Origin of the sequence: Brevundimonas sp. GCM10030266 (assembly GCF_042666595.1) — a bacterium.
In the GTDB taxonomy this organism is placed as follows: domain Bacteria; phylum Pseudomonadota; class Alphaproteobacteria; order Caulobacterales; family Caulobacteraceae; genus Brevundimonas.
In genome coordinates this window covers 570496-589175 of record NZ_JBHTCY010000002.1, presented here as the reverse complement: position 1 = coordinate 589175, position 18680 = coordinate 570496, and the positions used below count along the sequence as shown (strand labels likewise).

Genomic DNA, 18680 nt, shown 5'->3' with positions numbered 1-18680 from the left:
GAGGCGTTACGACGCCAGAGGGAAGGTTCGATGTCAAAGAAACTGCTGACCGGCTTCGGGCTGGCGGCGGTGGCGCTGTTCGCCATCGCCTGGGCCGCGGCGCCCATCTTCGCCGGTCAGGCGCTGATCCGCGCGGCCAAGGCCGGAGACGCCGCGAAGCTGGAACAGCTGGTCGATTTCCCGGCCCTGCGCGACAGCATGAAGGAAGAGCTGAATCAGGAGCTGACCCGGCGCGTGGGCAATGACCCGCGTCTGGCCGAGCGAGGGCTGGGCGCGCTGGGCATGATGCTGGCGCCGATGATCCTCGACGGGGCGATCGACACGGTGGTGACGCCTCAGGTTCTGGCCCAGATGGTCACCACGGCCGAGGCGCCCGATCCGACCCGCCCCGCGTCTCCCGAGCCGGGCGACGCGAAGGATGACAAGGACATCCATCAGGCGTGGGGCTACCGCGACCTGAACCATTTCGCCGTGACCCTGACGGACCGCGACCACCCGGACCAGCATCTGGCCCTGATCCTGGAGCGCCGCGGCCTGTTAACCTGGAAGCTGGCCGCGGTCGATCTGCAAGCGGAGGGGGCTTAAGCCCCCAGCGCCGCCCGCACCGCCGCGAGGCCCTCTTCGGCCTTGGAGCCGTCCGGGGCGCCGCCCTGGGCGAAGTCGGGCTTGCCGCCCGCGCCCTGACCGCCCATCGCCAGCACCGCCGCGCGGGCCAGATCAGCCGCATTGACCTTGCCGACGATGTCCGAGGTCGCGGCGACGGTGACCGCCGCCTTGCCGTCCGTCACGCCGATCAGGGCGACGACGCCCGAACCGACCTGTTTGCGGAAGTCCTCGGCCACGCCGCGCAGGCCCTTGCCGTCCACGCCGTCCAGGACGCGGGCGATCAGCTTGACGCCGTTGATCTCTTCCGGGGCCGCGCTCGCGCCCGAACCGCCGCCCAGCGCCAGCTGCTTCTTCAGCTCGGCGACCTGCTTCTCCAGCGCCTTGACCGAGGTCTGCAGGCCTTCGACGCGACCGGTGACATCACCGGTCTGGACCTTGAAGTCGCGGGCCAGCTTGCGGGCCACCCCGGCCTGACCTTCCAGATACAGGCGCGCGGCCTCGCCGGTCAGGGCCTCGATCCGGCGCACGCCCGAGGCCACGCCGGTTTCCTGGATGACCTTGAACAGGCCGATGTCGCCGGTGCGGGCCACATGGGTGCCGCCGCACAGTTCGACGGAGTAGGGGGCGTTGTCCGACACCAGCGAACGGCCCAGCGTCAGGACGCGGACCTCGTCGCCGTACTTCTCGCCGAACAGGGCGATGGCGCCGGCCTCGATGGCCTCCTGCGGGGCCATCAGCTTGGTCTCGGCCGGGACATTCTGGCGGATGACCGCGTTCACCTCGGCCTCGATGGCGGCCAGCTCGTCCTCGGTGACCGGGGCGGCGTGGCTGAAGTCGAAGCGGGCGCGCTCGGAATCGACCAGCTGGCCCTTCTGCGCGACCTGCGGGCCCAGCACATTCTTCAGCGCCGTGTGCAGCAGGTGGGCGGCCGAGTGGTTGGCGCGGGTCGTGGTGCGCTTGTCGGCATCGACCAGTTGGGCCGCGCGGGCGCCGATCTCCAGCTTGCCCGCCGTGATCTGGGCCGACAGGACGTGCAGGTCGCCGGCGTGCTTCTTGACGTCGATGACCTCGGCTTCACCGCCGGGCCATTCGAAGGTCCCGTGATCGCCGGCCTGACCACCGCTCTCGGCATAGAAGGGGGTGGTGTCGAACAGGACCTCGACGATGTCGCCGGCCTCGGCCGAGTCCACCGGGGCGCCGCTCTTCATGATGGCCAGGACCTCGCCCGAGCCTTCGATGTTGTCATAGCCGGTGAAGACCGTCGGCCCCAGACGGTCGCGCACGGCCAGCCATTCGCCGGCGTTGGCGGTCTGGCCCGAGCCCTTCCAGTTCTCGCGCGAGCGCTGGCGCTGCTCGGCCATGGCGGCCTGGAAGCCGTCGACATTGACCGAATAGCCGCGGCGACGGGCCTCATCCTGCGTCAGATCCAGCGGGAAGCCGTAGGTGTCCGACAGGGTGAAGGCGGTCTGGCCGTCCAGCATGTCGCCGGGGTTGAAGCCCTGCACCGCCGTGTCGAACAGGGCCATGCCCTTGGACAGGGTGGTGCGGAAGCGGATCTCTTCCTGCTTCAGCGTGTCCTCGATGAAGGGCTGGGCGCGCTTCAGCTCGGGATAGGCCTCGCCCATTTCCGACACCAGCGTCGGCACCAGACGGTGCATCAGCGGATCGTTGGCGCCCAGAAGGTGGGCGTGGCGCATGGCGCGGCGCATGATGCGGCGCAGGACATAGCCGCGGCCTTCGTTCGACGGCGTCACGCCGTCGGCGATCAGGAAGGACGACGAGCGCAGGTGGTCGGCGATGACCTTGTGGCTCGAGGCGTGGGCCTCGTCCGACTTCGTCGAGGTGGCGTCTTCCGACGCCGCGATCAGGGTCTGGAACAGGTCGGTGTCGAACACCGAGTTCTTGCCCTGCAGCACGCTGGCGATGCGCTCCAGACCCATGCCGGTGTCGACCGACGGCTTCGGAAGGCTGCGAACGATCTGGTCGTTCTCTTTCTCGAACTGCATGAAGACGTTGTTCCAGATCTCCACGAACCGGTCGCCGTCCTCATCGGGCGAGCCGGGAGGGCCGCCGGGGACGTGTTCGCCGTAGTCGTAGAAGATCTCGGTGCAGGGACCGCAGGGACCGCTGTCGCCCATGGCCCAGAAATTGTCGCTGCCGGCGATGCGGACGATCTTGTGGTCCGGGAAGCCGGTGACCTTCTTCCAGATGTCGAAGGCCTCGTCGTCGTCGATGTAGACGGTGACCATCAGCCGGTCGGGCGAGAGGCCGAAGTCCTTCGTCACCAGCGACCAGGCGCGGTCGATGGCGTGTTCCTTGAAATAGTCGCCGAAGCTGAAATTCCCGAGCATCTCGAAGAAGGTCAGGTGCCGGGCCGTGTAGCCGACGTTGTCCAGATCGTTGTGCTTGCCGCCGGCGCGCACGCATTTCTGCGAGCTGGTGGCGCGCGGGAAGGGCGGGGTGGCGGCGCCGGTGAAATAGTCCTTGAACGGCACCATGCCCGCGTTGACGAACATCAGCGTCGGGTCGTTCTGCGGCACCAGCGGAGCCGAGTGGACCTTCTCGTGGCCGTCGGCCGCGAAGTAGTCGAGGAAGGTCGAGCGGATCTGTTTCAGGCTGGCCATGGTCGGTCGTCAGAACTGCGGGAAAATAGCGGAAGAGGCGTCATATAGGGGTTTGAAGCCGAGCGCATCAGTCCTTCGCCATTGCGGGGTCTCCGGGGGCTGGACGCGGCGCGGGGATTGGCCGCACGACCGGAAACCGCGTCGGGTCGTTCTTCTCCCTCAACGACAGAAGGGAGAGACGCCATGATCGACTACAATGACCCCGTCTATGTGGAGTGGGACCGGGCGCTGGAGGCGGTGCAGGCCGCGCACCACAGCCTGCGACGGCGGCTGGACAAGCCCGAGGAGCGGGAGGAGGCGAGGACCGCGCTGGACAACGCCCGCCGGCTCTATGACGCCGCGCTGGAGCGGGTGCCGTAGGCGGGAAGGGACAGGCCGGCCACCTCCGGCCGGATGGACTGGTCGATCGCATTGTCGCGCCGGGCCCGGTCGGCGCCGATGCGGTAGCCGATGAACAGGCCCAGGAAGAGGACCAGCAGCAACAGGGCGATCATGGTCAGCAGGGGGCGGCGGGGACGGGTCATCAGCGATCCTTGTCTGTCCCGAAAAGGGGGGCGACGAGACTACGCCCCAACTCTGAAAGGGTTCGTGGACGGGGGGATCGCAAGGCTATCCAGAGTGGTAACGCTTTCTTGAGTTCGCTTCTAAGGAGAGTCCGGCTTTGCTGCCTCCGTGGAGCAGTTTCCACAGTCTGGAGGGTGCAATGAACAGAATGAAACGGTTCGCTGTCGCCATCGCAGCGGGTCTGGCGACGACTGTCGCCGTCGGCCCGGCTGTCGCGCTGGTGCAGTCCTATGACCCGAGCCTGATCGCCTACTCCTACGTCTATTACGCCGACGCCGAGAAGACCGAGGTGCTGGGCTACGCCTGGGACAACTGCGTCAGCGGGATCGGCGGCCATGTCTGGGTGCAGAAGCCCTACATCCCGACGCCCTACTATGACGAGACCCCGGCCTATGTCTGTTCGGGCATGGGGCCGTGGCTGCCGCCGGACTGGTGAGCCTTTCGGCCTGATGGTCTTGCAGGGCGGTCCGGAAGGGCCGCCCTGTTTCGTTCGGGCGGAAGAAAAAAGGCCGCCCGACCCCGGCGGGGAGTCGAGCGGCCGCTCCGTCCGGCTCGGCCCGGCGGGGTCGGATGGCGGGTCGACGGACCCGGCCGGAGAAGGTTCGGTGAAATGTGCACTCGATCTTTTTTCGAGTGCACATCGTGCACTTTTGTCAGGTTTCCCTGACTTCAGCCCTCGAGGTCCTGGCCTTCGTCGGGCTCGGGCGTGCCCAGCATGTCGTCGGCGATCTTGTTGGTCGACGAGCGGACGGCCTTCTCGATGGAGGCGGCGACGTCGGGGTTGGCCTTGAGGAAGGCGCGGACGTTCTCGCGCCCCTGACCGATACGGGTCGAGTCATAGCTGAACCACGATCCCGACTTCTCGATGATGCCGGCCTTCACACCCAGGTCGATGACCTCGCCCAGCTTGGAGATGCCTTCGCCGTACATGATGTCGAAGATGACCTCGCGGAACGGCGGGGCGACCTTGTTCTTGACCACCTTCACCCGGGTGGTGTTGCCGACGACTTCGTCGCGGTCCTTGATCGCGCCGGTGCGGCGGATGTCCAGACGGACCGAGGCGTAGAATTTCAGCGCATTGCCGCCGGTTGTGGTTTCCGGCGAGCCGTACATCACCCCGATCTTGTGACGGATCTGGTTGATGAACAGGACGATGCATTTCGACTTGTTGATCGAGGCCGTCAGCTTGCGCAGAGCCTGCGACATCAGGCGGGCCTGCAGGCCGGGCAGGCTGTCGCCCATCTCGCCCTCGATTTCGGCGCGCGGCGTCAGGGCGGCGACCGAGTCGACCACCACGATGTCCACGGCGCCCGAACGCACCAGCGTATCGACGATCTCCAGCGCCTGCTCGCCCGTGTCGGGCTGCGACACCAGCAGGTCGTCCAGGTTCACGCCCAGCTTCTGGGCATAGACCGGGTCCAGCGCGTGTTCGGCGTCGACGAAGGCGGCCACGCCGCCCTTCTTCTGCACTTCCGCGACGGTGTGCAGGGCCAGGGTCGTCTTGCCGGAGGATTCCGGTCCGAAGACCTCGATCACCCGGCCGACCGGCAGACCGCCGATGCCGAGCGCCATGTCCAGACCCAGCGAACCGGTCGAGACGCTTTCAATCTCCGCGACCTGCCCGGCCTTGCCGAGTTTCATCACCGAGCCCTTGCCGAAGGCGCGATCGATCTGCGCGATCGCCGCCTCCAGAGCGCGTTGCTTGTCGCCGTCTTCCTTGCCTACCAACTTCAGAGCCGCCTGTGACATTGCCTTCGTCTCCCTTGCCATGATTCCCATCTGGTTTCGGGAGAGACCCGCCACGGACCCGCCCCCTCGTTGTGTGAGGCGGACTATGGACACGTTTTGTTCCGGTTCACAAGATGTTCTCATTCTGTCCGTGTGAAGTTCCGGTTTCATACGACCAAAAATGACGCATCCGTTCATCAATCAGCTTCCGTCACTCCCTCTCCCGCATCCGAAATGACAGTGTTCTTTCAATGCTGAGGGAGCTGAACCATGACCATGACCCGTCGCGGGCTCGGACTGGGCGCACTGGCGCTCGGAACCGCCGCCGCCCTGCCTTTCACCGCCCGTGCGGAGGCCTTTGCCGTCCGGATGACCGGCCAGCATCGTGGCCTGCTGCGCGCGGACGGCTTCGCCATCGCGACCTATCACCTGAATTTCGTCACCTCGCAGCAGGCGACCTCGGTGGCCAGCATCACCGCCCGAACGCGGCTGGCCATGGTGATGGAGGGCCCGGATCAGGCCCTGATGCGCCGTCTGACCAATGAGGCCTACGCGGACCTGCGCGCGCAGATGGAGGCGGCGGGACTGGCCCTGATGCCGGTCGAGGAGACGCGGACCATGACGCGTGAGGCCGGGCTGGAAGAGCTGCCGGGCAATCAGGAGATCGCGGGGATCGGGCCGGGCATCACCATCGGCGCCGGCCTGAAGCGGGGCTGGGCGACCTTCGGGCCGGACGCGGCGCCCGCGCTGGAGGCCCTGCGCGGTGTCATGCGCGGTCCGGGGCTGGGCCAGATCGGCGCCATCAGTGCGCTGAACCCGCTGAACCGCCGACCGGAGATGCAGGGCAAGGCGGCGCTGGCGCCCTCGCTGGTGCTGGATTTCGCACGGATGGACGCGGCCCGGCCCGGCCTGTTCGGCGGGGCGGCTTCGGTCAGCGGCAATGTCGCCTTCGGCCTGCTGGCGGAATCCCAGGTCAGCGCGGTGAAGCCGGCCCGCATGGGCATGGGTACGCCGGGCGTGTTCCGCGTGCGGGACAGCGTCTTCTCGCCGACCCGGTTCGCCGATCTGGTGCAGGGCGGGGCGGCGGTGCGCGCGGGCCCCAGCTTCTCGGACACGATCGACGACAGCTATCGCGCCATCCAGCGGGCGCGCGGCGACGCGGTCGTCATCGACGTCCCGGTCTGGGAAGGCCTCGTGCGCGACGCCTACCGGGGCTACAACGCCGCCGTGGTCGAGGCGGTACGCAGCCAGCAGGGCTGACGCCTCAGTGGGTCGAGGCGATGACGACGGGCTCGGCGATCCGGGCGTAGCCGGACACGCCCGCGCCGAGCACGAGGATCGCCAGCGCCACCATCAGCACTCGCCGCGCGACGCCCCGTTCGGGGCTGAGGGGGCGGATCAGCATCAGGCCCGGCAGGCCCAGCAGGATCAGGGCGCCCGGCAGGTCCATGCCGATGCCGAGGAAGACCGGATGGGCCAGGGCGATCAGCCAGCCGCCGCCGATCGCCGCCGCCACGGCGACGGGGGCGAGGGCGGCGGGCCGGGTCAGTCCGGGGTTGAGCGCCGCCGCCGCGGCCGCGGCTCCGGCCGCCAGCAGGGCGGGCCACTGGAACAGGAAGGCGGTCTCGGGCGCCGCCGCCTGGGCCGTCGCGGCCAGCACCAGCACCAGGGCGATCAGCCCGGTCCAGCCGCCCCAGACCGTGCGCGCCGCCCACTGCGGGGCCAGCGACAGGCCGATGGCGATCACGCCGGCGGCGGTGGCGACGATCGTCGGGACGCTGAAGTCGCCGGTGATCAGATGGAAGGTGGGCAGCAGGGTCAGGGCCGTCAGGGCGCCGGCCGTCACCCGGCGGTCCGGTCTGGCCCGGCCGCCCAGCACCGCCAGCAGCAGGGCCAGCACCGCCAGCGCCACGCCCGCCTCGAGCCAGGGCAGGCGGGCCAGCAGGGTGTAGTAGGCGTCGGCGCTTTCGGCGCGGGACGACAGGGGACCGCCCGCCAGTCGCACCGCATGGGTCAGCACCAGACCGGCGGTCAGAACCCACAGGCCGTCGATCATGCCCCGCCCGACCTCGGCGGCGGTCAGGCCTGCGCGCTTGCGGGCGAGGGCGGCGGCCACGCCCAGCAGTCCGGCGGCGACGCCCCACAGCAGCCAGCCGAGGACCGGCGGATAGTGAACGACGAACTGTCCGAAGACATCGCCATAGACCACATCCGAAGTGGCCTCCGGCAGGGCGTCGGCGCGCAGCAGGGCGTCGACGGTCTCCAGCGCCTGGGCGCCGATGTGCTGGACGCTGCCCTGGTCCAGCGCGTCCGGCGTGGAAGCGGGGGCGTGATACTGTTCGGGGCGGCCGATGAAGGCGAAATTCATCCCCTGCACGCCACGCCGGGCCGGGATGGTGAAGTCGGTGCCGTTGGGCATGACCCGATAGACAAAGACCGCCAGCGAGTTTGAGGTCACGCCTCCGGTCGCCCGCACGGCGGCGTCTCCGAACAGGGCGACGGTCTGCGCATTGCCGCGTCCGGTCTCGAACATCATGGCCCGGCCGCCGCCGCCGCGCGCCTCCAGATTGATCACGGCCCCGATGCGGTCGCGCAGGATATGGTCGCTCCAGAAGACGCGGGCGCCGTCCAGGTTCAGCTCCTCGCCGTCGGTCAGCACGACGACCAGTGTCCGCTCTGCCGGTCCGCGCGCGCGGATGGCCCGCACTGCTTCCAGCGCCGCCGCCACGCCGGTGGAATCGTCCGCCGCGCCCGGCGAGTGGGGCGTGGTGTCATAGTGGGCCATCACGGCGACGGCGGGCAGGGCGGGGTTCCGGCCGGGCAGGACGCCGATCAGATTGGTGACGCTGAAGTCGGCCGCCGCGGGATCACCGCCCTCCGCCGACAGCCGACGGATGGCGCGGGGCGACAGCGGCCCGGTCTGGGTCGAGACCTGCAGGCCCAGCGCGCTCATCCGCTGGATCAGCCAGGCCTGCACCCGCGCATGTTCGGGCGAGCCGACGGGGTGGGGCTGTTGCGCGATGACCTGGATATCGGCCATGGCGCGGGCGGTGGAGAAGTCCGTCCGCGCCGCGTCCGTCCCGGCGGGGCGGGGAACCTGGAGCGTCAGCACGCCGATCGCCAGCGCGACCGCCAGCGATCCGATCAGCCACCACAGCCGCATGAACACGCTCCCCTGATCCGATGGGAGAGACGCTAGGCTATCCGGCGCGATTAGCGAAGAGGGATCAGGCCGCGCGGCGCAGCGCCGAGGGGGCCTTCACGAACAGGCCGCGACGACCCGAGACGGCGCGGAAGGCGATGCTGTCGCCGTCAATCCGTTCGTCGGGCCCCAGGAACAGCACCCCGTCATCGACCAGGCGGCGCTCCAGATTGTCCAGCACCTGCGAGCGCCGGGCCGGGTCCACGTCATCCAGCACATTGCGGCAGAAGATGACGTCGAAGCGGTGGTCGTCCGTCGGTCCGTCCAGCAGGTTGGCGCGGGCGAAGTGGACGGCGGCGCGCAGCTGGGGCTTGGCGATCCACGCCTCGTCGGTCTGGTCGAACCAGCGCAGCATGGTCTCGGCCTTGAGGCCACGCTGGATCTCGAAGCCGGTATAGGCGCCGGTGCGGGCCTTCTCCAGCGCGCGTTGCGACAGGTCGGTGCCGACGATCTCGACGGCGGCGCCGGCGTCCAGCGCGGTCATGGCGATGGACAGGGCCTCCTGACCCGTCGAGCAGCCTGCGGACCAGACGCGCACGGGCTGGCCGCTGCGGGCGCGGCTGAGGGCCGGCAGCAGTTCATCGCCCAGGGTGTCGAAGGTCGGCCGGTCGCGGCGGAACCAGGTCTCGGGGTTCAGCAGGGCCTCGATGATCGCCCAGCCCAGGGTCGCCACCGGCTTGGCCCACAGCGAGGCCAGCATGGCGTCGACGGTGTCGAACCCCTCGCGCCGGGCCACCGGGCCCAGACGATGCTCGGCCAGCTTGATCCGGTCGCGCGTCAGCCGGAACCCCGCGCGCGAGGCCATCAGCGACTGCAGGCGATCGAAGTCTTCCGGCGACATGGGGTCAGACGGCCCCCACTTCAGCGAATTTCGAGGTCAGGATCTCGCCGTCGAACGGCTTCATCACATAGTCGTCGGCGCCGGCGGACAGGGCCTCGGCGATACGGTCGGCGCGGGTCTCGATGGTGCAGAACAGCACCTTGGGCGCCGCCCCGCCGGGCAGGGTGCGCAGGCGGCGCAGGAAGGTCAGGCCGTCCATGACAGGCATGGACCAGTCCAGCAGGATCACCTCGGGCATCACCCCGGCGCAGAAGGCCAGGGCCTCCGAACCGTCGGCGGCCTCATCGACCTCGAAGCCGAGGCCCTCGACGATGCGCCGCGCGACCTTCCGGATGATCCGGCTGTCGTCGACGATCAGACAGGTCCTGGGGGTCAAGCGCACATCCTGCGGGTGAAGGCGGGCGACAACGCCCGCGTGTTCCGTATCCTCTATGATCGCTTTGAGCCGGTTAACGAGTCCTTGGGAAACCGGCTTAAAGGTCAGTTAGGCATGCGGGCGACGAGGGCGACACGGCCCTCCTCGACCTGCACGTCCAGCGCGCCGCCGGAGTCATGCACCGTCAGCCACAGCCAGTAGGGCTGGATCCACTGGCCCGGCAGGCCCTCGGCCAGCGGCTGGCCCGCCAGACCGGACACGGCCTCGCCCTTCAGACGCGCCCGCGCGCCCTCTGCGGCGCCTTCGATCACGATCCCGTCGCTGGCGACATGGGTGCGAATGGTGGCCACGCCGCCGGACGGCAGGGCGGCCATGGTCAGATAGGCCAGATTGACCATCGCCCGCGCCTGCGGCTTGGACCAGGTCCCCTCGCTGACCGCCCAGTTCAGGGTCGCCCGACCGCCCTCGGTCAGACCCGCCACCAGATCGTGCAGTTCGCCGCTGGAGAACCGCTCCGCCGAGGTCGCGGCGCCGAAGGCCACGCGGGCGAAATTCACCAGGGCGATCATCTTCTTCGCGCTGGCCTCGATCAGGCCCATGGCGTCGTCGCGCATGTCCTGGGCCGTCGGATCCTTCAGCAGGTCCAGACCCGAGCTGATCGCGCCCGCCGGGCTGATGAAGTCGTGGCACAGCTTGCCGGCGACGAGGGTGGCGAGGGCTTGTCCGTCAGGCAGGACGGGGCTGGGCGCAGAATCGGTCATCGGGTCCGGAAAAGATCAGGCGAGTATCCCCAAGGCTGACCTGATTTGCCGGTTCTTCAAACCGCCCGGATGCTCTATCGGATCGTCAATGAGCATACGATTGACCGAGGATCTGGCGTCCGGCGCGCTGGCCGAGACCCTGGCCGACATCGCCGAGGCCGCGGCGGCGGTGATCCTGCCCTACTGGCGCAACGGCGTCGTCGCCGAGACCAAGGCCGACGACAGCCCCGTCACCCGCGCCGACCGCGAGGCCGAAGCCCTGATCCTCGAGCGGCTGGCCGCCCTCTATCCCGAGGTGCAGGCCGTGGCCGAGGAGGCGGTGGCCGCCCATGGCGTGCCGGCCTCGTTGAATGAATGGTTCTGGCTGATTGACCCGCTGGACGGCACGCGCGGCTTCGTCGAGGGGCGCGAGAGCTACACGGTCAACATCGCCCTGATCCACAGGGACGCTCCGGTCGCCGGTGTGGTCTCGACCCCCGCGACGGGCATCACCTGGCGCAGCGGCGCGCCGGGCAAGGGCGCCTTCCGGCGTCGCTTCGGCGAGGCCTGGACGCCGATACAGGTGCGGGAGCGTCCGGCGTCGCCGACGGCCCTCATGAGCCACAGCCTGACCGACGACGAGGCGGATCGGCTGGCCTCGCGCTACGGCTGCCTGCAGTGGCAGGGCACGGATTCGTCGCTGAAATTCTGCCTGATCGCCGAGGGGCGGTTTGACGCCTATCCGCGCATCGGCCCGACCTCGGAATGGGACACGGCGGCGGGACAGGCGGTGCTGGAAGCCGCGGGCGGACGGGTGCTGGCCGAGGACGGCGAACGCCTGCGCTACGGCAAGCCCGGCCACGCCAACGGCGGCTTCGTGGCGCTGGGCGGCTAGACGCGCGCGTCCGGCAGGGCCAGCAGGGCCCGGTCCGAGAGGGCCGGAGCGCCCATCTCGCGCGCCGTCTCCATCGCCTCGGCCAGCATCAGGCCGACCGACCGCCGCGCCACGCCGGTCAGGCGGCTCCGGGCCATGAACAACTGCGCCATGCCGATCTGGTCGGCGGCCCAGTCCAGCGGCTGGCCACGATCCACGCCGGTCAGGCGGCGTCGCACCACGGCCTCCAGAGCGTTCAGCGCTTGCACATCGCCCAGCGCTTCGGACAGGGCGACTTCCGCCGACAGGCGGCGCTCGCGCACGAGGGCGCCCAGCAGCAGTCCGGGCTCGCGGGTCAGGGCTTCGGCCTGGGCCAGCATCAGCAGGGGCGTGTCGCCGCCGACGCCGGCCAGCAGGACGGCGGCCCAGTCCAGCGGGCTGTGGTCGGGGGTGAACTGGTCGGCGGCGGCGTCGAACAGGGCGCGGCCCTGGGCGGCGGCCAGATCATCCTTCGCCAGGGCGGCGAGGGCGGCCATGCCGGCCCCGGCCAGCGCCAGGGCGCGGGCGCGGGTCAGCGGGCGCTGGTCCGGCGCGGCGGTCTCGACGAGGGCGCGCAGGTCACGCCCGGCCTGATCCAGCATGCGGGCGTCACGGCGCCGCACTCCGGCCTCCAGCGACAGGGCGGCGCGGTCCAGACGCAGTTCGTCGGCGACGGTCGGCGGCAGGCTGCGGGCGTCATGCAGGGCGGCGTCCAGCAGGGCGCCGGCGTCCAGCAGGGCATTGGTCTCCTCGCTCAGCCGCGCCTTGCGGGCGGAGAGGCGGGCGTGCAGGGCGGCCGCGGCCGAGCGGGTGGCGCCGCGCTCGCAGCTCAGGCTCTGGATGTCGGACAGGGCGGCGGTCAGCGCGGCCGGCCCGCCGAACAGGTCGAAACGCAGCAGGTGGATGGCGGCGGATTCGATGGCGACGGCGGCAGTCTGGTCCGGGCTGGTCGTGTGGCGGGCGGCGTCGGACGCGGCCGAGGCGGCGCGGTCCAGACTGGCGCGGCTGCCGGTGCGACGGGCGTGCTCGCGCCACAGGGTCGAGCAGCGCATCCAGTTGTCGAACGGACGGAGCGCCGACACCCGGCCCGCGTCGATGCCTTCGCGCCGGGCCTCTGACTGGACCAGCTCCGCGCCGACCAGCTCCAGCCAGCCGAGATCCTCGCTTTCACGAGCCTTCTCGAAAAGCTTCCTCAGATCGCGGCCGAATTCGAACATGCACGCCACTCCGGGTCCGTCCCGCTTCGGGACGGATGAATGATCCCCGGGGCTTCACCAGCAAACGCAGCGCCGCGGCGGAAGTTCGCTCCGGTTTCAGATGATCAGTTTCCGACGGCCTCCCGCAGGCGCTCGCCGAAGTGGTCCATCATCGCCAGGAAGGTTTCGGCTTCCTCCCGGATGTGGTCCTGCGTCACGCCGCCGTCGGTGGTGACATAGCGTTCGGCGTAGATGCTGTTCTCCAGCAGGAAGGCCTTGCCGATGCGGTAGTCGTCGTTGAACTTGGTCACCATGGTCGAGACCTTGGACCGGTCGCTCGGCTCCAGTTCCCAGGTGGAATAGAAGATGATGCCGAAGCAGCCGGCGGTGTCGTTCTCGACGTCACAGGCGGCCATCTCGACCGAGAAGAGGAAGCCCTCGCGGGTCTCGATATTGAAGACATTGGCCCCGGCCTTCTCGACCCGGGCGTAGCCGGAGCCGTTCAGCAGGGTGGCCATCTCCGACGGCAGGATGGAACGATAGACCTGCGCCCGCTCGATGCGCGCGACCTGGGCCGCCGCCGGGGTCGCCGGCGCGGTCGTGGACAGGGCCGTGGCCAGGCCGAGCGACAGAAGGGTGGTCAGAAGCAGTCGCACTCGGCATTTCCCCCGGGGTTTCAAGCGTCGGGAGACGCTAGCCCGTAGTCACGCGAACCGACAACGCTGTTCAACCGAGGCTGGGCGTTCTGGCGCGACACCGTTGCAGTTCGGCACGGGCGTCGGCGTCCCCGGCGCTGAGTTCGCGCACCGCGCGGATGCGGGCGCGGGTCTGTTCGCCCTCGGCCACGGAGGCGTTGCGCCCCATGGCGGCGGCCGCCTGGGTCGTGGTCAGCGACCAGTAGAGGGCGGCGTCATACAGGGCGCGGCCCTCGCCGCTCTCGCCGCCTTCCAGCTCCGACGCCGCCTGGGTCAGCCCCGCGCAGCGCACCATGCCCTCATAGGGCAGGGGCTGGCCGGACGCGGCTTGCGCGCCCGACAGGGACAGAATGGCCAGGAAGGCCGCCAGCGACATTGAATCCTCCACGGCACGCCCCGGCCGTTTCTCCGACGCAGAGAACCATGGCCGCGTGACAGAAGGAAGGCCGTGCGGCGATCAGGGCGTGGCCGGGCTGTTGGCGGTTTCCCCGCCCGCGCTGCGCCGGGCCTGGATCACCGCCAGCCGGTCCCGCGCCCGGTCGGTATTGCGCCCGCCGTGAGGATCGTTTGCGATCGGCAGCAGATAGGCCTCCGCCTCGTCATAGCGTCCCGCCGCGATCATCCCCTCGGCCGCCTGTCCACGCAGATTGAGCACCTGTGGCGCGTGTTCGACGGCCAGACGCCAGGTGGCCAGATCATTCTCGGTCGGATAATCGGAGCCGTTCCGACGGATCTCGGCCAGCTCGGCCAGGATGCGATAGTCGGTCGGGTCCGCCGCGAAGCCGTGCCTCAACAGCGCCTGCGCCTCGCGATAGACGGCGAACATCTGTTCCTGGTCCTGCGCCTGTTCGGCTGCTGCGATCCGCAGGCGGGCCGCCATCAGCAGCGCCTCCACATTGGCGGGCTCCAGCGCCAGCACCTGTTGCAGGATCGGCTCCGCCGCCGCCGGATCGCCAAGGGTCATCTCGGCATTGGCCAGCACGGTCAGGGCCAGGGCGTCCCCGGGATGCCGGGCGACGGCGGCGCGCGCCTCGGCCAGAACCGCGGGGTTCTCGCTGCCGGGCCGCCGTTCGCGGATATACAGGCCGATCAGCATGACGTCGTCGGCGCTGTCCGGCATCGCGGTGACGGCGACCGCCGGATCCAGAGCCGGCATGGTCAGCTCGGCGTATCGCAGTCCCCGGTCCATATAGGCGCGCAGCTCCCGGGCGAAGGACTCGGGCGTGGTGTCCATCCGGGTCAGGAAGGCCTCGACCGGATCGGCCCCGCCCCGCAGGTCCAGCAGATAGGCCGCCAGCCTTTGCTGCCGCTCCGGGCTGGACATCAGATAGTGGGTCAGAAGCCAGGCCTGGGAATAGAAGGCGCCGCGCTGGCCCCGTCCCTCAAGCGCCATCGGCGAGGCGGTCAGCAGCGCATCCAGCGGCAGCCAGCGCTGTTCCTGAAGCGTCCGCAGGCGTCCCGGATCGGGCAGGCCGACCGTCGACCGGCCGCGCGCGTCCACGGTCGCGGTGGCGAAATACTCGGCATAGCCCTCGCGGAACCAGCCCGGATAGCTGCCGGGCGAAGTCTGGGACATGTAGTGGTGGGTGTATTCGTGCAGCAGCAGGTCATCCCGCCGTCCCCGGATCAGGATGGCGCGAATGTCGGCCGAACTGGCGCGATAGAAGCCGTCGACGCCTTCGGGCAGGTCCGGCTGGACCACCCGCAGCTCACGCCCGTTCTCGACCAGATAGACCGGCAGCTTGCGCAGGCCCTCAACGTGGGTCGGGCCGCTGGTGACATGCCGCAGCAGGGCGTCGAACCGCTCCAGCCGGGCGGAGTAGTCGCGCAGGTTCCGCTCCGAGCCGTTGCTGTAGACGATGAAGTGGGCGGTCTCCGCGCGCCGCCAGTCCGCCAGCGCCGCCTGTGGCGCGGACAGGGCCAGAAGCAGCACCGCTCCGGCCAGCCAGGCGACCCGTCTCACGACGTTCCTCATCACGCATCTCCCCCGCAGATAACCCAGACTATATGCTGGGCGCGGATGACAACCTGACGAAAGATGACGCTCCCGTCTGCGTCACCCGACGAAGACGCCTGCAAGGGCGATGGCGAACCCGATCAGGATGCTGATCGCGGAGATGGCCCCCGCCGCCGCGCCGATCATCAGCACGATCGTTAACAGCCGGTCCTGGGTCGAGGTTTTCATGCGGTCATGTAGGGGGACGGTCGTGGTCGCGTCGAGGACTGTCTTGGAGGGACGGGCCGCCCGGGCGGTCAGCCCCGTTCCTTCGTCTTCGTGAAGGCCACTTTCGGGAAGCGTTCGCCGACGTAGCCGGTCTCCCAGCTCGACTTGGCCAGGAAGACCGGGTCGCTGTCGATGTCGGTGGCCATCTGCGGGCGGTATTTGCCCATGAAGTCCTCGATGTCGGCCTTCGTGCCTTCGCCCGCGGGACCGATCCAGCGCGCCTCGGCGTAGGGGCTGGGCTCGAAGATGACGTCCAGCCCGTACTCCTCGCCCAGACGGTCGGCCATGACCTCGAACTGCAGCTGGCCGACGGCGCCGACGATGAAGTCCGAACCCAGTTCCGGGCGGAACAGCTGGGTCACGCCTTCCTCGGCCAGGCCTTCCAGCGCCTTCTTCAGGTGCTTGGCCTTCAGCGGGTCCTTCACGCGGACGCGCTGCAGGATTTCCGGGGCGAAGTTCGGCAGGCCGGCGAAGCGGATCAGGCCGCTTTCGGACAGGCTGTCGCCGACGCGCAGGACGCCGTGGTTCGGAATGCCGATCACGTCGCCGGCGAAGGCGTCCTCGGCCAGTTCACGGTCCGAGGCGAAGAACATGATGGGAGCGTTCACCGACAGCTGTTTGCCGGTGTTCTGGACCTTCAGCTTCATGCCGCGCTTGAAGCTGCCCGAGGCCATGCGGAACATGGCGATGCGGTCGCGGTGGTTGGGGTCCATGTTCGCCTGGACCTTGAACACGAAGCCGGTGACCTCGGTCGAGCCCGGCTCGACGGTCAGGTCGACCGGGGCGGGGGCGTTGCGAGTCTCGGGCGGCGCGGCCTTCTGAGCCTTCATGATCTTGGGCGCCGGGGCCAAGTCGCCGATGGCCTTCAGCAGTTCGTCAATGCCGAAGTGGCGCAGGGCCGAGCCCCACAGCACCGGCGTCATATGGCCTTCCAGGAAGGACTGGATGTTGAACGCCGGATAGCCGGCCTCGACCAGTTCCTGCGCTTCCAGCAGGGCCTCGTGCTCGCCTGCCTCGAAATACTGCCCGGCGTCGGCCAGCGGCAGGGCGTCGGGGTGGGGGACGTCTTCCTTCGAGCCGGAGGGCTTCTTCGCATAGGGCTGGAACCGGCCCGTGCCCATCTCGACCATGCCGCGCAGGCGGTTGCCGCTCTCGGCGGGCCACCAGATCGGGGCGGGGTCCAGCTGCAGGCGGGACGCGATCTCGTCCAGCAGGGCCATCGGGTCCTGCGCCTCGCGGTCCAGCTTGTTGATGAAGGTGATGATCGGAATGTCGCGCAGGCGGCAGACCTCGAACAGCTTCAGCGTCTGCGGCTCGATGCCCTTGGCGGCGTCCAGCACCATGATGGCGCAGTCGGCGGCGGTCAGGGTGCGATAGGTGTCTTCCGAGAAGTCCTCGTGCCCGGGGGTGTCCAGCAGGTTGAACATCTTGCCGTCGTGCTCGAACGTCATGACCGACGCCGAGACGGAGATGCCGCGCTCCTTCTCGATCTTCATCCAGTCGGACTGGGTGCGGCGGTTCTCACCGCGCGCCCGCACCGCGCCCGCCGCGCGGATCGCGCCGCCGGACAGCAGGATATGCTCCGTCAGCGTCGTTTTACCGGCGTCCGGGTGGGCGATGATGGCGAAGGTCCGGCGACGACCGGCTTCTTCGGGCAAGGAGAGCTTGGACATTGGACGCGCGACCTAGCGCGGCGCGGGCCGAAAGTCACCCGATCACAGGGTTTCGGGCGGGTTGGTCTGTCACCGAAAGTGAATACCCCTTGGCAACGAAGGGATAATGGGATCATTGTTCAGTCAGGCGAGACGGTCCGGTCACGCAATCGGGCCCCGCCTTTGGAAACGAAGGAACGGACATGGCCCTGCATCACCCCATCGACGACCACCGCCCGGCGCCGCGCGAAGGCGGCCCGCATCCGGCGCTCTGCCTCGCGCTCGGCTTCGGCGTGATCGCGCTCGGCGCGACCATCGTGCACATCATCTTCAATACGCTGGTCTGACTGACAGACCGGAGACCGGCTCAGGCGGCCAGTCGCATCCAGACGGCCTTGTCGGCCGCCACGGCGTCCAGCTTGCCCTTGGTGGCGCGGTTCTGCAGCTGCCGCATCACCGGCGTCGGCAGGGCGCAGAACTGCGGCTCGACCAGATCGGGATTGCAGCCGGCCTCGGGCGCGGCGAACAGGGCGGCGTTCACGTCCGGCGAACGGTCGTGGATCAGCCAGGCGAGCCGGCGCGCGCGCTGCGGGTCGTTATGGTGCAGCAGCGGGTCCTCGGCGAACAGCTCGCAGCCGAGTTCCAGCACATAGTCCAGCTCCAGCGCTTCGAAACGGCGCGCATCGCCGGCCGTGACCGGGCAGGCCTCGTCCAGGTCGAACACCACGTCGTTCAGAAGAAACAGCATCCGGAACACCCACCATCACATCGGGCTCGTCCGGCCCGTTGATGTGACCCTAGAGCGGGGCGCTTGAGGTTCCGTGTGCGAACGCGGTTAAGGATTTGCGACGATCCGGGCGGGCGTTAACGAGTGGGTGGGCATGTTTGCGCCAGCCCGTGTCCACTCGTCAGGCTTTTACAGGAGGCAGGTCCGCCGCCTGCTTCATCCAGTCCAGCAACTGGCCCCGGTCGAACGCCCCTTCGCGGATATCGTGATACCGGACCGCGCCGACCTTCGAGGGGCCAGACGGCTTCGGCTCCATCAGGTCGCCCTGGAAGAAGGTGACCCGGACATAACGTTCGTAGCAATGCATCGAGGTGAACCACGCCCCCTCCTGATGGCCATAGAAGGGAGAGTTCCACTTCACTGCCTTCTTCACGCTGGGCACGGCCTCGACGATGACGGAGTCCAGGCGGCGGCAGATGTCCTGCTTCCATCCCGGAACGGCGTCGATATAGGCGGCCACCGGGGCGTCGCCGGAGCCTTTGGCGATCTGGGGGTTGCCGCCGGAGAGGAGCACAGGCTTGCCGTCCATCGT

At 69.1% G+C, this 18680-nt stretch carries 21 protein-coding genes; 6 read left to right on the top strand and 15 right to left on the bottom strand.

The annotated features are described in order from the left end of the window. The first annotated feature begins 30 nt into the window (after positions 1 to 30). On the top strand, positions 31 to 585 hold the full coding sequence (locus tag ACFQQC_RS09485) for a DUF2939 domain-containing protein (RefSeq protein WP_376861979.1): 555 nt from the start codon (positions 31 to 33) through the stop codon (positions 583 to 585). Here the strand turns inward: ACFQQC_RS09485 and alaS are convergent. Beyond that, a complete protein-coding gene (alaS, locus tag ACFQQC_RS09480) occupies positions 582 to 3230 on the bottom strand; it encodes an alanine--tRNA ligase (RefSeq protein ID WP_376861976.1) in 2649 nt (882 codons plus the stop codon). The genes ACFQQC_RS09485 and alaS overlap by 4 nt on opposite strands. 183 nt (positions 3231 to 3413) lie before the next feature. Here alaS and ACFQQC_RS09475 point away from each other — a divergent pair, with 183 nt between their 5' ends. Continuing rightward, entirely contained in the window at positions 3414 to 3590 is a 177-nt protein-coding gene (locus tag ACFQQC_RS09475; RefSeq protein WP_376861973.1) for a hypothetical protein, read from the top strand. Here the strand turns inward: ACFQQC_RS09475 and ACFQQC_RS09470 are convergent. Beyond that, positions 3560 to 3754: a hypothetical protein gene (locus ACFQQC_RS09470; protein WP_376861971.1), complete on the bottom strand. Its 195-nt coding sequence runs from the start codon at positions 3752 to 3754 to the stop codon at positions 3560 to 3562. The two genes, ACFQQC_RS09475 and ACFQQC_RS09470, sit on opposite strands and share 31 nt — an antisense overlap. Positions 3755 to 3933: 179 nt before the next feature. On the opposite strand from ACFQQC_RS09470, the gene ACFQQC_RS09465 reads away from it, so the two are divergent. Continuing rightward, entirely contained in the window at positions 3934 to 4230 is a 297-nt protein-coding gene (locus ACFQQC_RS09465; RefSeq protein ID WP_376861969.1) for a hypothetical protein, read from the top strand. A gap of 233 nt (positions 4231 to 4463) precedes the next feature. Here ACFQQC_RS09465 and recA read toward each other — a convergent pair whose 3' ends face one another. Further along, entirely contained in the window at positions 4464 to 5543 is a 1080-nt protein-coding gene (gene recA, locus ACFQQC_RS09460) for a recombinase RecA (RefSeq protein WP_376861967.1), read from the bottom strand. Positions 5544 to 5792: 249 nt separating this feature from the next. Here recA and ACFQQC_RS09455 point away from each other — a divergent pair, with 249 nt between their 5' ends. After that, positions 5793 to 6782 (top strand): hypothetical protein, encoded by a 990-nt coding sequence (locus tag ACFQQC_RS09455; RefSeq protein ID WP_376861964.1) that lies wholly within the window; start codon positions 5793 to 5795, stop codon positions 6780 to 6782. Positions 6783 to 6786: 4 nt separating this feature from the next. On the opposite strand, the gene ACFQQC_RS09450 is transcribed toward ACFQQC_RS09455, so the two are convergent. The 4 genes from ACFQQC_RS09450 to chpT form a co-directional block, all read right to left on the bottom strand. Further along, complete coding sequence (locus ACFQQC_RS09450) at positions 6787 to 8685, bottom strand: M20/M25/M40 family metallo-hydrolase (RefSeq protein ID WP_376861961.1); 1899 nt, start codon at positions 8683 to 8685, stop codon at positions 6787 to 6789. Positions 8686 to 8749: 64 nt separating this feature from the next. Continuing rightward, positions 8750 to 9565, bottom strand: a complete 816-nt coding sequence (locus ACFQQC_RS09445) for a CheR family methyltransferase (protein ID WP_376861958.1) — start codon at positions 9563 to 9565, stop codon at positions 8750 to 8752. 4 nt (positions 9566 to 9569) lie between these two features. Further along, on the bottom strand, positions 9570 to 9941 hold the full coding sequence (locus ACFQQC_RS09440; protein WP_376861956.1) for a PleD family two-component system response regulator: 372 nt from the start codon (positions 9939 to 9941) through the stop codon (positions 9570 to 9572). 104 nt (positions 9942 to 10045) lie between these two features. Continuing rightward, complete coding sequence (gene chpT, locus ACFQQC_RS09435; RefSeq protein ID WP_376861953.1) at positions 10046 to 10702, bottom strand: histidine phosphotransferase ChpT; 657 nt, start codon at positions 10700 to 10702, stop codon at positions 10046 to 10048. 88 nt (positions 10703 to 10790) lie between these two features. On the opposite strand from chpT, the gene cysQ reads away from it, so the two are divergent. Then, positions 10791 to 11576 (top strand): 3'(2'),5'-bisphosphate nucleotidase CysQ, encoded by a 786-nt coding sequence (gene cysQ / locus ACFQQC_RS09430; RefSeq protein WP_376861950.1) that lies wholly within the window; start codon positions 10791 to 10793, stop codon positions 11574 to 11576. On the opposite strand, the gene ACFQQC_RS09425 is transcribed toward cysQ, so the two are convergent. From ACFQQC_RS09425 to ACFQQC_RS09400, 6 genes are all read right to left on the bottom strand, one after another. After that, entirely contained in the window at positions 11573 to 12811 is a 1239-nt protein-coding gene (locus ACFQQC_RS09425) for a hypothetical protein (RefSeq protein ID WP_376861948.1), read from the bottom strand. The genes cysQ and ACFQQC_RS09425 overlap by 4 nt on opposite strands. A 104-nt stretch (positions 12812 to 12915) precedes the next feature. Further along, on the bottom strand, positions 12916 to 13446 hold the full coding sequence (locus ACFQQC_RS09420; protein ID WP_376861946.1) for a YbjN domain-containing protein: 531 nt from the start codon (positions 13444 to 13446) through the stop codon (positions 12916 to 12918). 70 nt (positions 13447 to 13516) lie between these two features. Further along, entirely contained in the window at positions 13517 to 13861 is a 345-nt protein-coding gene (locus tag ACFQQC_RS09415) for a hypothetical protein (protein WP_376861944.1), read from the bottom strand. 81 nt (positions 13862 to 13942) lie between these two features. Next, entirely contained in the window at positions 13943 to 15460 is a 1518-nt protein-coding gene (locus tag ACFQQC_RS09410) for a tetratricopeptide repeat protein (protein ID WP_376861942.1), read from the bottom strand. Between the two features lie 81 nt (positions 15461 to 15541). Continuing rightward, complete coding sequence (locus ACFQQC_RS09405) at positions 15542 to 15670, bottom strand: hypothetical protein (RefSeq protein ID WP_376861940.1); 129 nt, start codon at positions 15668 to 15670, stop codon at positions 15542 to 15544. 68 nt (positions 15671 to 15738) lie between these two features. Beyond that, positions 15739 to 17382: a peptide chain release factor 3 gene (locus ACFQQC_RS09400; RefSeq protein WP_376861938.1), complete on the bottom strand. Its 1644-nt coding sequence runs from the start codon at positions 17380 to 17382 to the stop codon at positions 15739 to 15741. Between the two features lie 182 nt (positions 17383 to 17564). Here ACFQQC_RS09400 and ACFQQC_RS09395 point away from each other — a divergent pair, with 182 nt between their 5' ends. Then, positions 17565 to 17708: a hypothetical protein gene (locus tag ACFQQC_RS09395; protein WP_376861936.1), complete on the top strand. Its 144-nt coding sequence runs from the start codon at positions 17565 to 17567 to the stop codon at positions 17706 to 17708. A gap of 20 nt (positions 17709 to 17728) precedes the next feature. On the opposite strand, the gene ACFQQC_RS09390 is transcribed toward ACFQQC_RS09395, so the two are convergent. Together ACFQQC_RS09390 and ACFQQC_RS09385 are read right to left on the bottom strand one after the other, a co-directional pair. Further along, entirely contained in the window at positions 17729 to 18109 is a 381-nt protein-coding gene (locus ACFQQC_RS09390; protein ID WP_376861933.1) for a hypothetical protein, read from the bottom strand. Positions 18110 to 18269: 160 nt separating this feature from the next. Continuing rightward, a complete protein-coding gene (locus tag ACFQQC_RS09385) occupies positions 18270 to 18677 on the bottom strand; it encodes a DUF1801 domain-containing protein (protein ID WP_376861930.1) in 408 nt (135 codons plus the stop codon). Positions 18678 to 18680: the final 3 nt, after the last annotated feature.

What these genes read in the sequence shown, in the direction of transcription:
- ACFQQC_RS09485 (WP_376861979.1), top strand. Translation starts at nt 31, where the DNA reads ATGTCAAAGAAACTGCTGACCGGCTTCGGGCTGGCGGCGGTGGCGCTG.
- alaS (WP_376861976.1), bottom strand. Translation starts at nt 3,230, where the DNA reads ATGGCCAGCCTGAAACAGATCCGCTCGACCTTCCTCGACTACTTCGCG.
- ACFQQC_RS09475 (WP_376861973.1), top strand. Translation starts at nt 3,414, where the DNA reads ATGATCGACTACAATGACCCCGTCTATGTGGAGTGGGACCGGGCGCTG.
- ACFQQC_RS09470 (WP_376861971.1), bottom strand. Translation starts at nt 3,754, where the DNA reads ATGACCCGTCCCCGCCGCCCCCTGCTGACCATGATCGCCCTGTTGCTG.
- ACFQQC_RS09465 (WP_376861969.1), top strand. Translation starts at nt 3,934, where the DNA reads ATGAACAGAATGAAACGGTTCGCTGTCGCCATCGCAGCGGGTCTGGCG.
- recA (WP_376861967.1), bottom strand. Translation starts at nt 5,543, where the DNA reads ATGTCACAGGCGGCTCTGAAGTTGGTAGGCAAGGAAGACGGCGACAAG.
- ACFQQC_RS09455 (WP_376861964.1), top strand. Translation starts at nt 5,793, where the DNA reads ATGACCATGACCCGTCGCGGGCTCGGACTGGGCGCACTGGCGCTCGGA.
- ACFQQC_RS09450 (WP_376861961.1), bottom strand. Translation starts at nt 8,685, where the DNA reads ATGCGGCTGTGGTGGCTGATCGGATCGCTGGCGGTCGCGCTGGCGATC.
- ACFQQC_RS09445 (WP_376861958.1), bottom strand. Translation starts at nt 9,565, where the DNA reads ATGTCGCCGGAAGACTTCGATCGCCTGCAGTCGCTGATGGCCTCGCGC.
- chpT (WP_376861953.1), bottom strand. Translation starts at nt 10,702, where the DNA reads ATGACCGATTCTGCGCCCAGCCCCGTCCTGCCTGACGGACAAGCCCTC.
- cysQ (WP_376861950.1), top strand. Translation starts at nt 10,791, where the DNA reads ATGAGCATACGATTGACCGAGGATCTGGCGTCCGGCGCGCTGGCCGAG.
- ACFQQC_RS09425 (WP_376861948.1), bottom strand. Translation starts at nt 12,811, where the DNA reads ATGTTCGAATTCGGCCGCGATCTGAGGAAGCTTTTCGAGAAGGCTCGT.
- ACFQQC_RS09415 (WP_376861944.1), bottom strand. Translation starts at nt 13,861, where the DNA reads ATGTCGCTGGCGGCCTTCCTGGCCATTCTGTCCCTGTCGGGCGCGCAA.
- ACFQQC_RS09410 (WP_376861942.1), bottom strand. Translation starts at nt 15,460, where the DNA reads ATGAGGAACGTCGTGAGACGGGTCGCCTGGCTGGCCGGAGCGGTGCTG.
- ACFQQC_RS09405 (WP_376861940.1), bottom strand. Translation starts at nt 15,670, where the DNA reads ATGAAAACCTCGACCCAGGACCGGCTGTTAACGATCGTGCTGATGATC.
- ACFQQC_RS09400 (WP_376861938.1), bottom strand. Translation starts at nt 17,382, where the DNA reads ATGTCCAAGCTCTCCTTGCCCGAAGAAGCCGGTCGTCGCCGGACCTTC.
- ACFQQC_RS09395 (WP_376861936.1), top strand. Translation starts at nt 17,565, where the DNA reads ATGGCCCTGCATCACCCCATCGACGACCACCGCCCGGCGCCGCGCGAA.
- ACFQQC_RS09390 (WP_376861933.1), bottom strand. Translation starts at nt 18,109, where the DNA reads ATGCTGTTTCTTCTGAACGACGTGGTGTTCGACCTGGACGAGGCCTGC.
- ACFQQC_RS09385 (WP_376861930.1), bottom strand. Translation starts at nt 18,677, where the DNA reads ATGGACGGCAAGCCTGTGCTCCTCTCCGGCGGCAACCCCCAGATCGCC.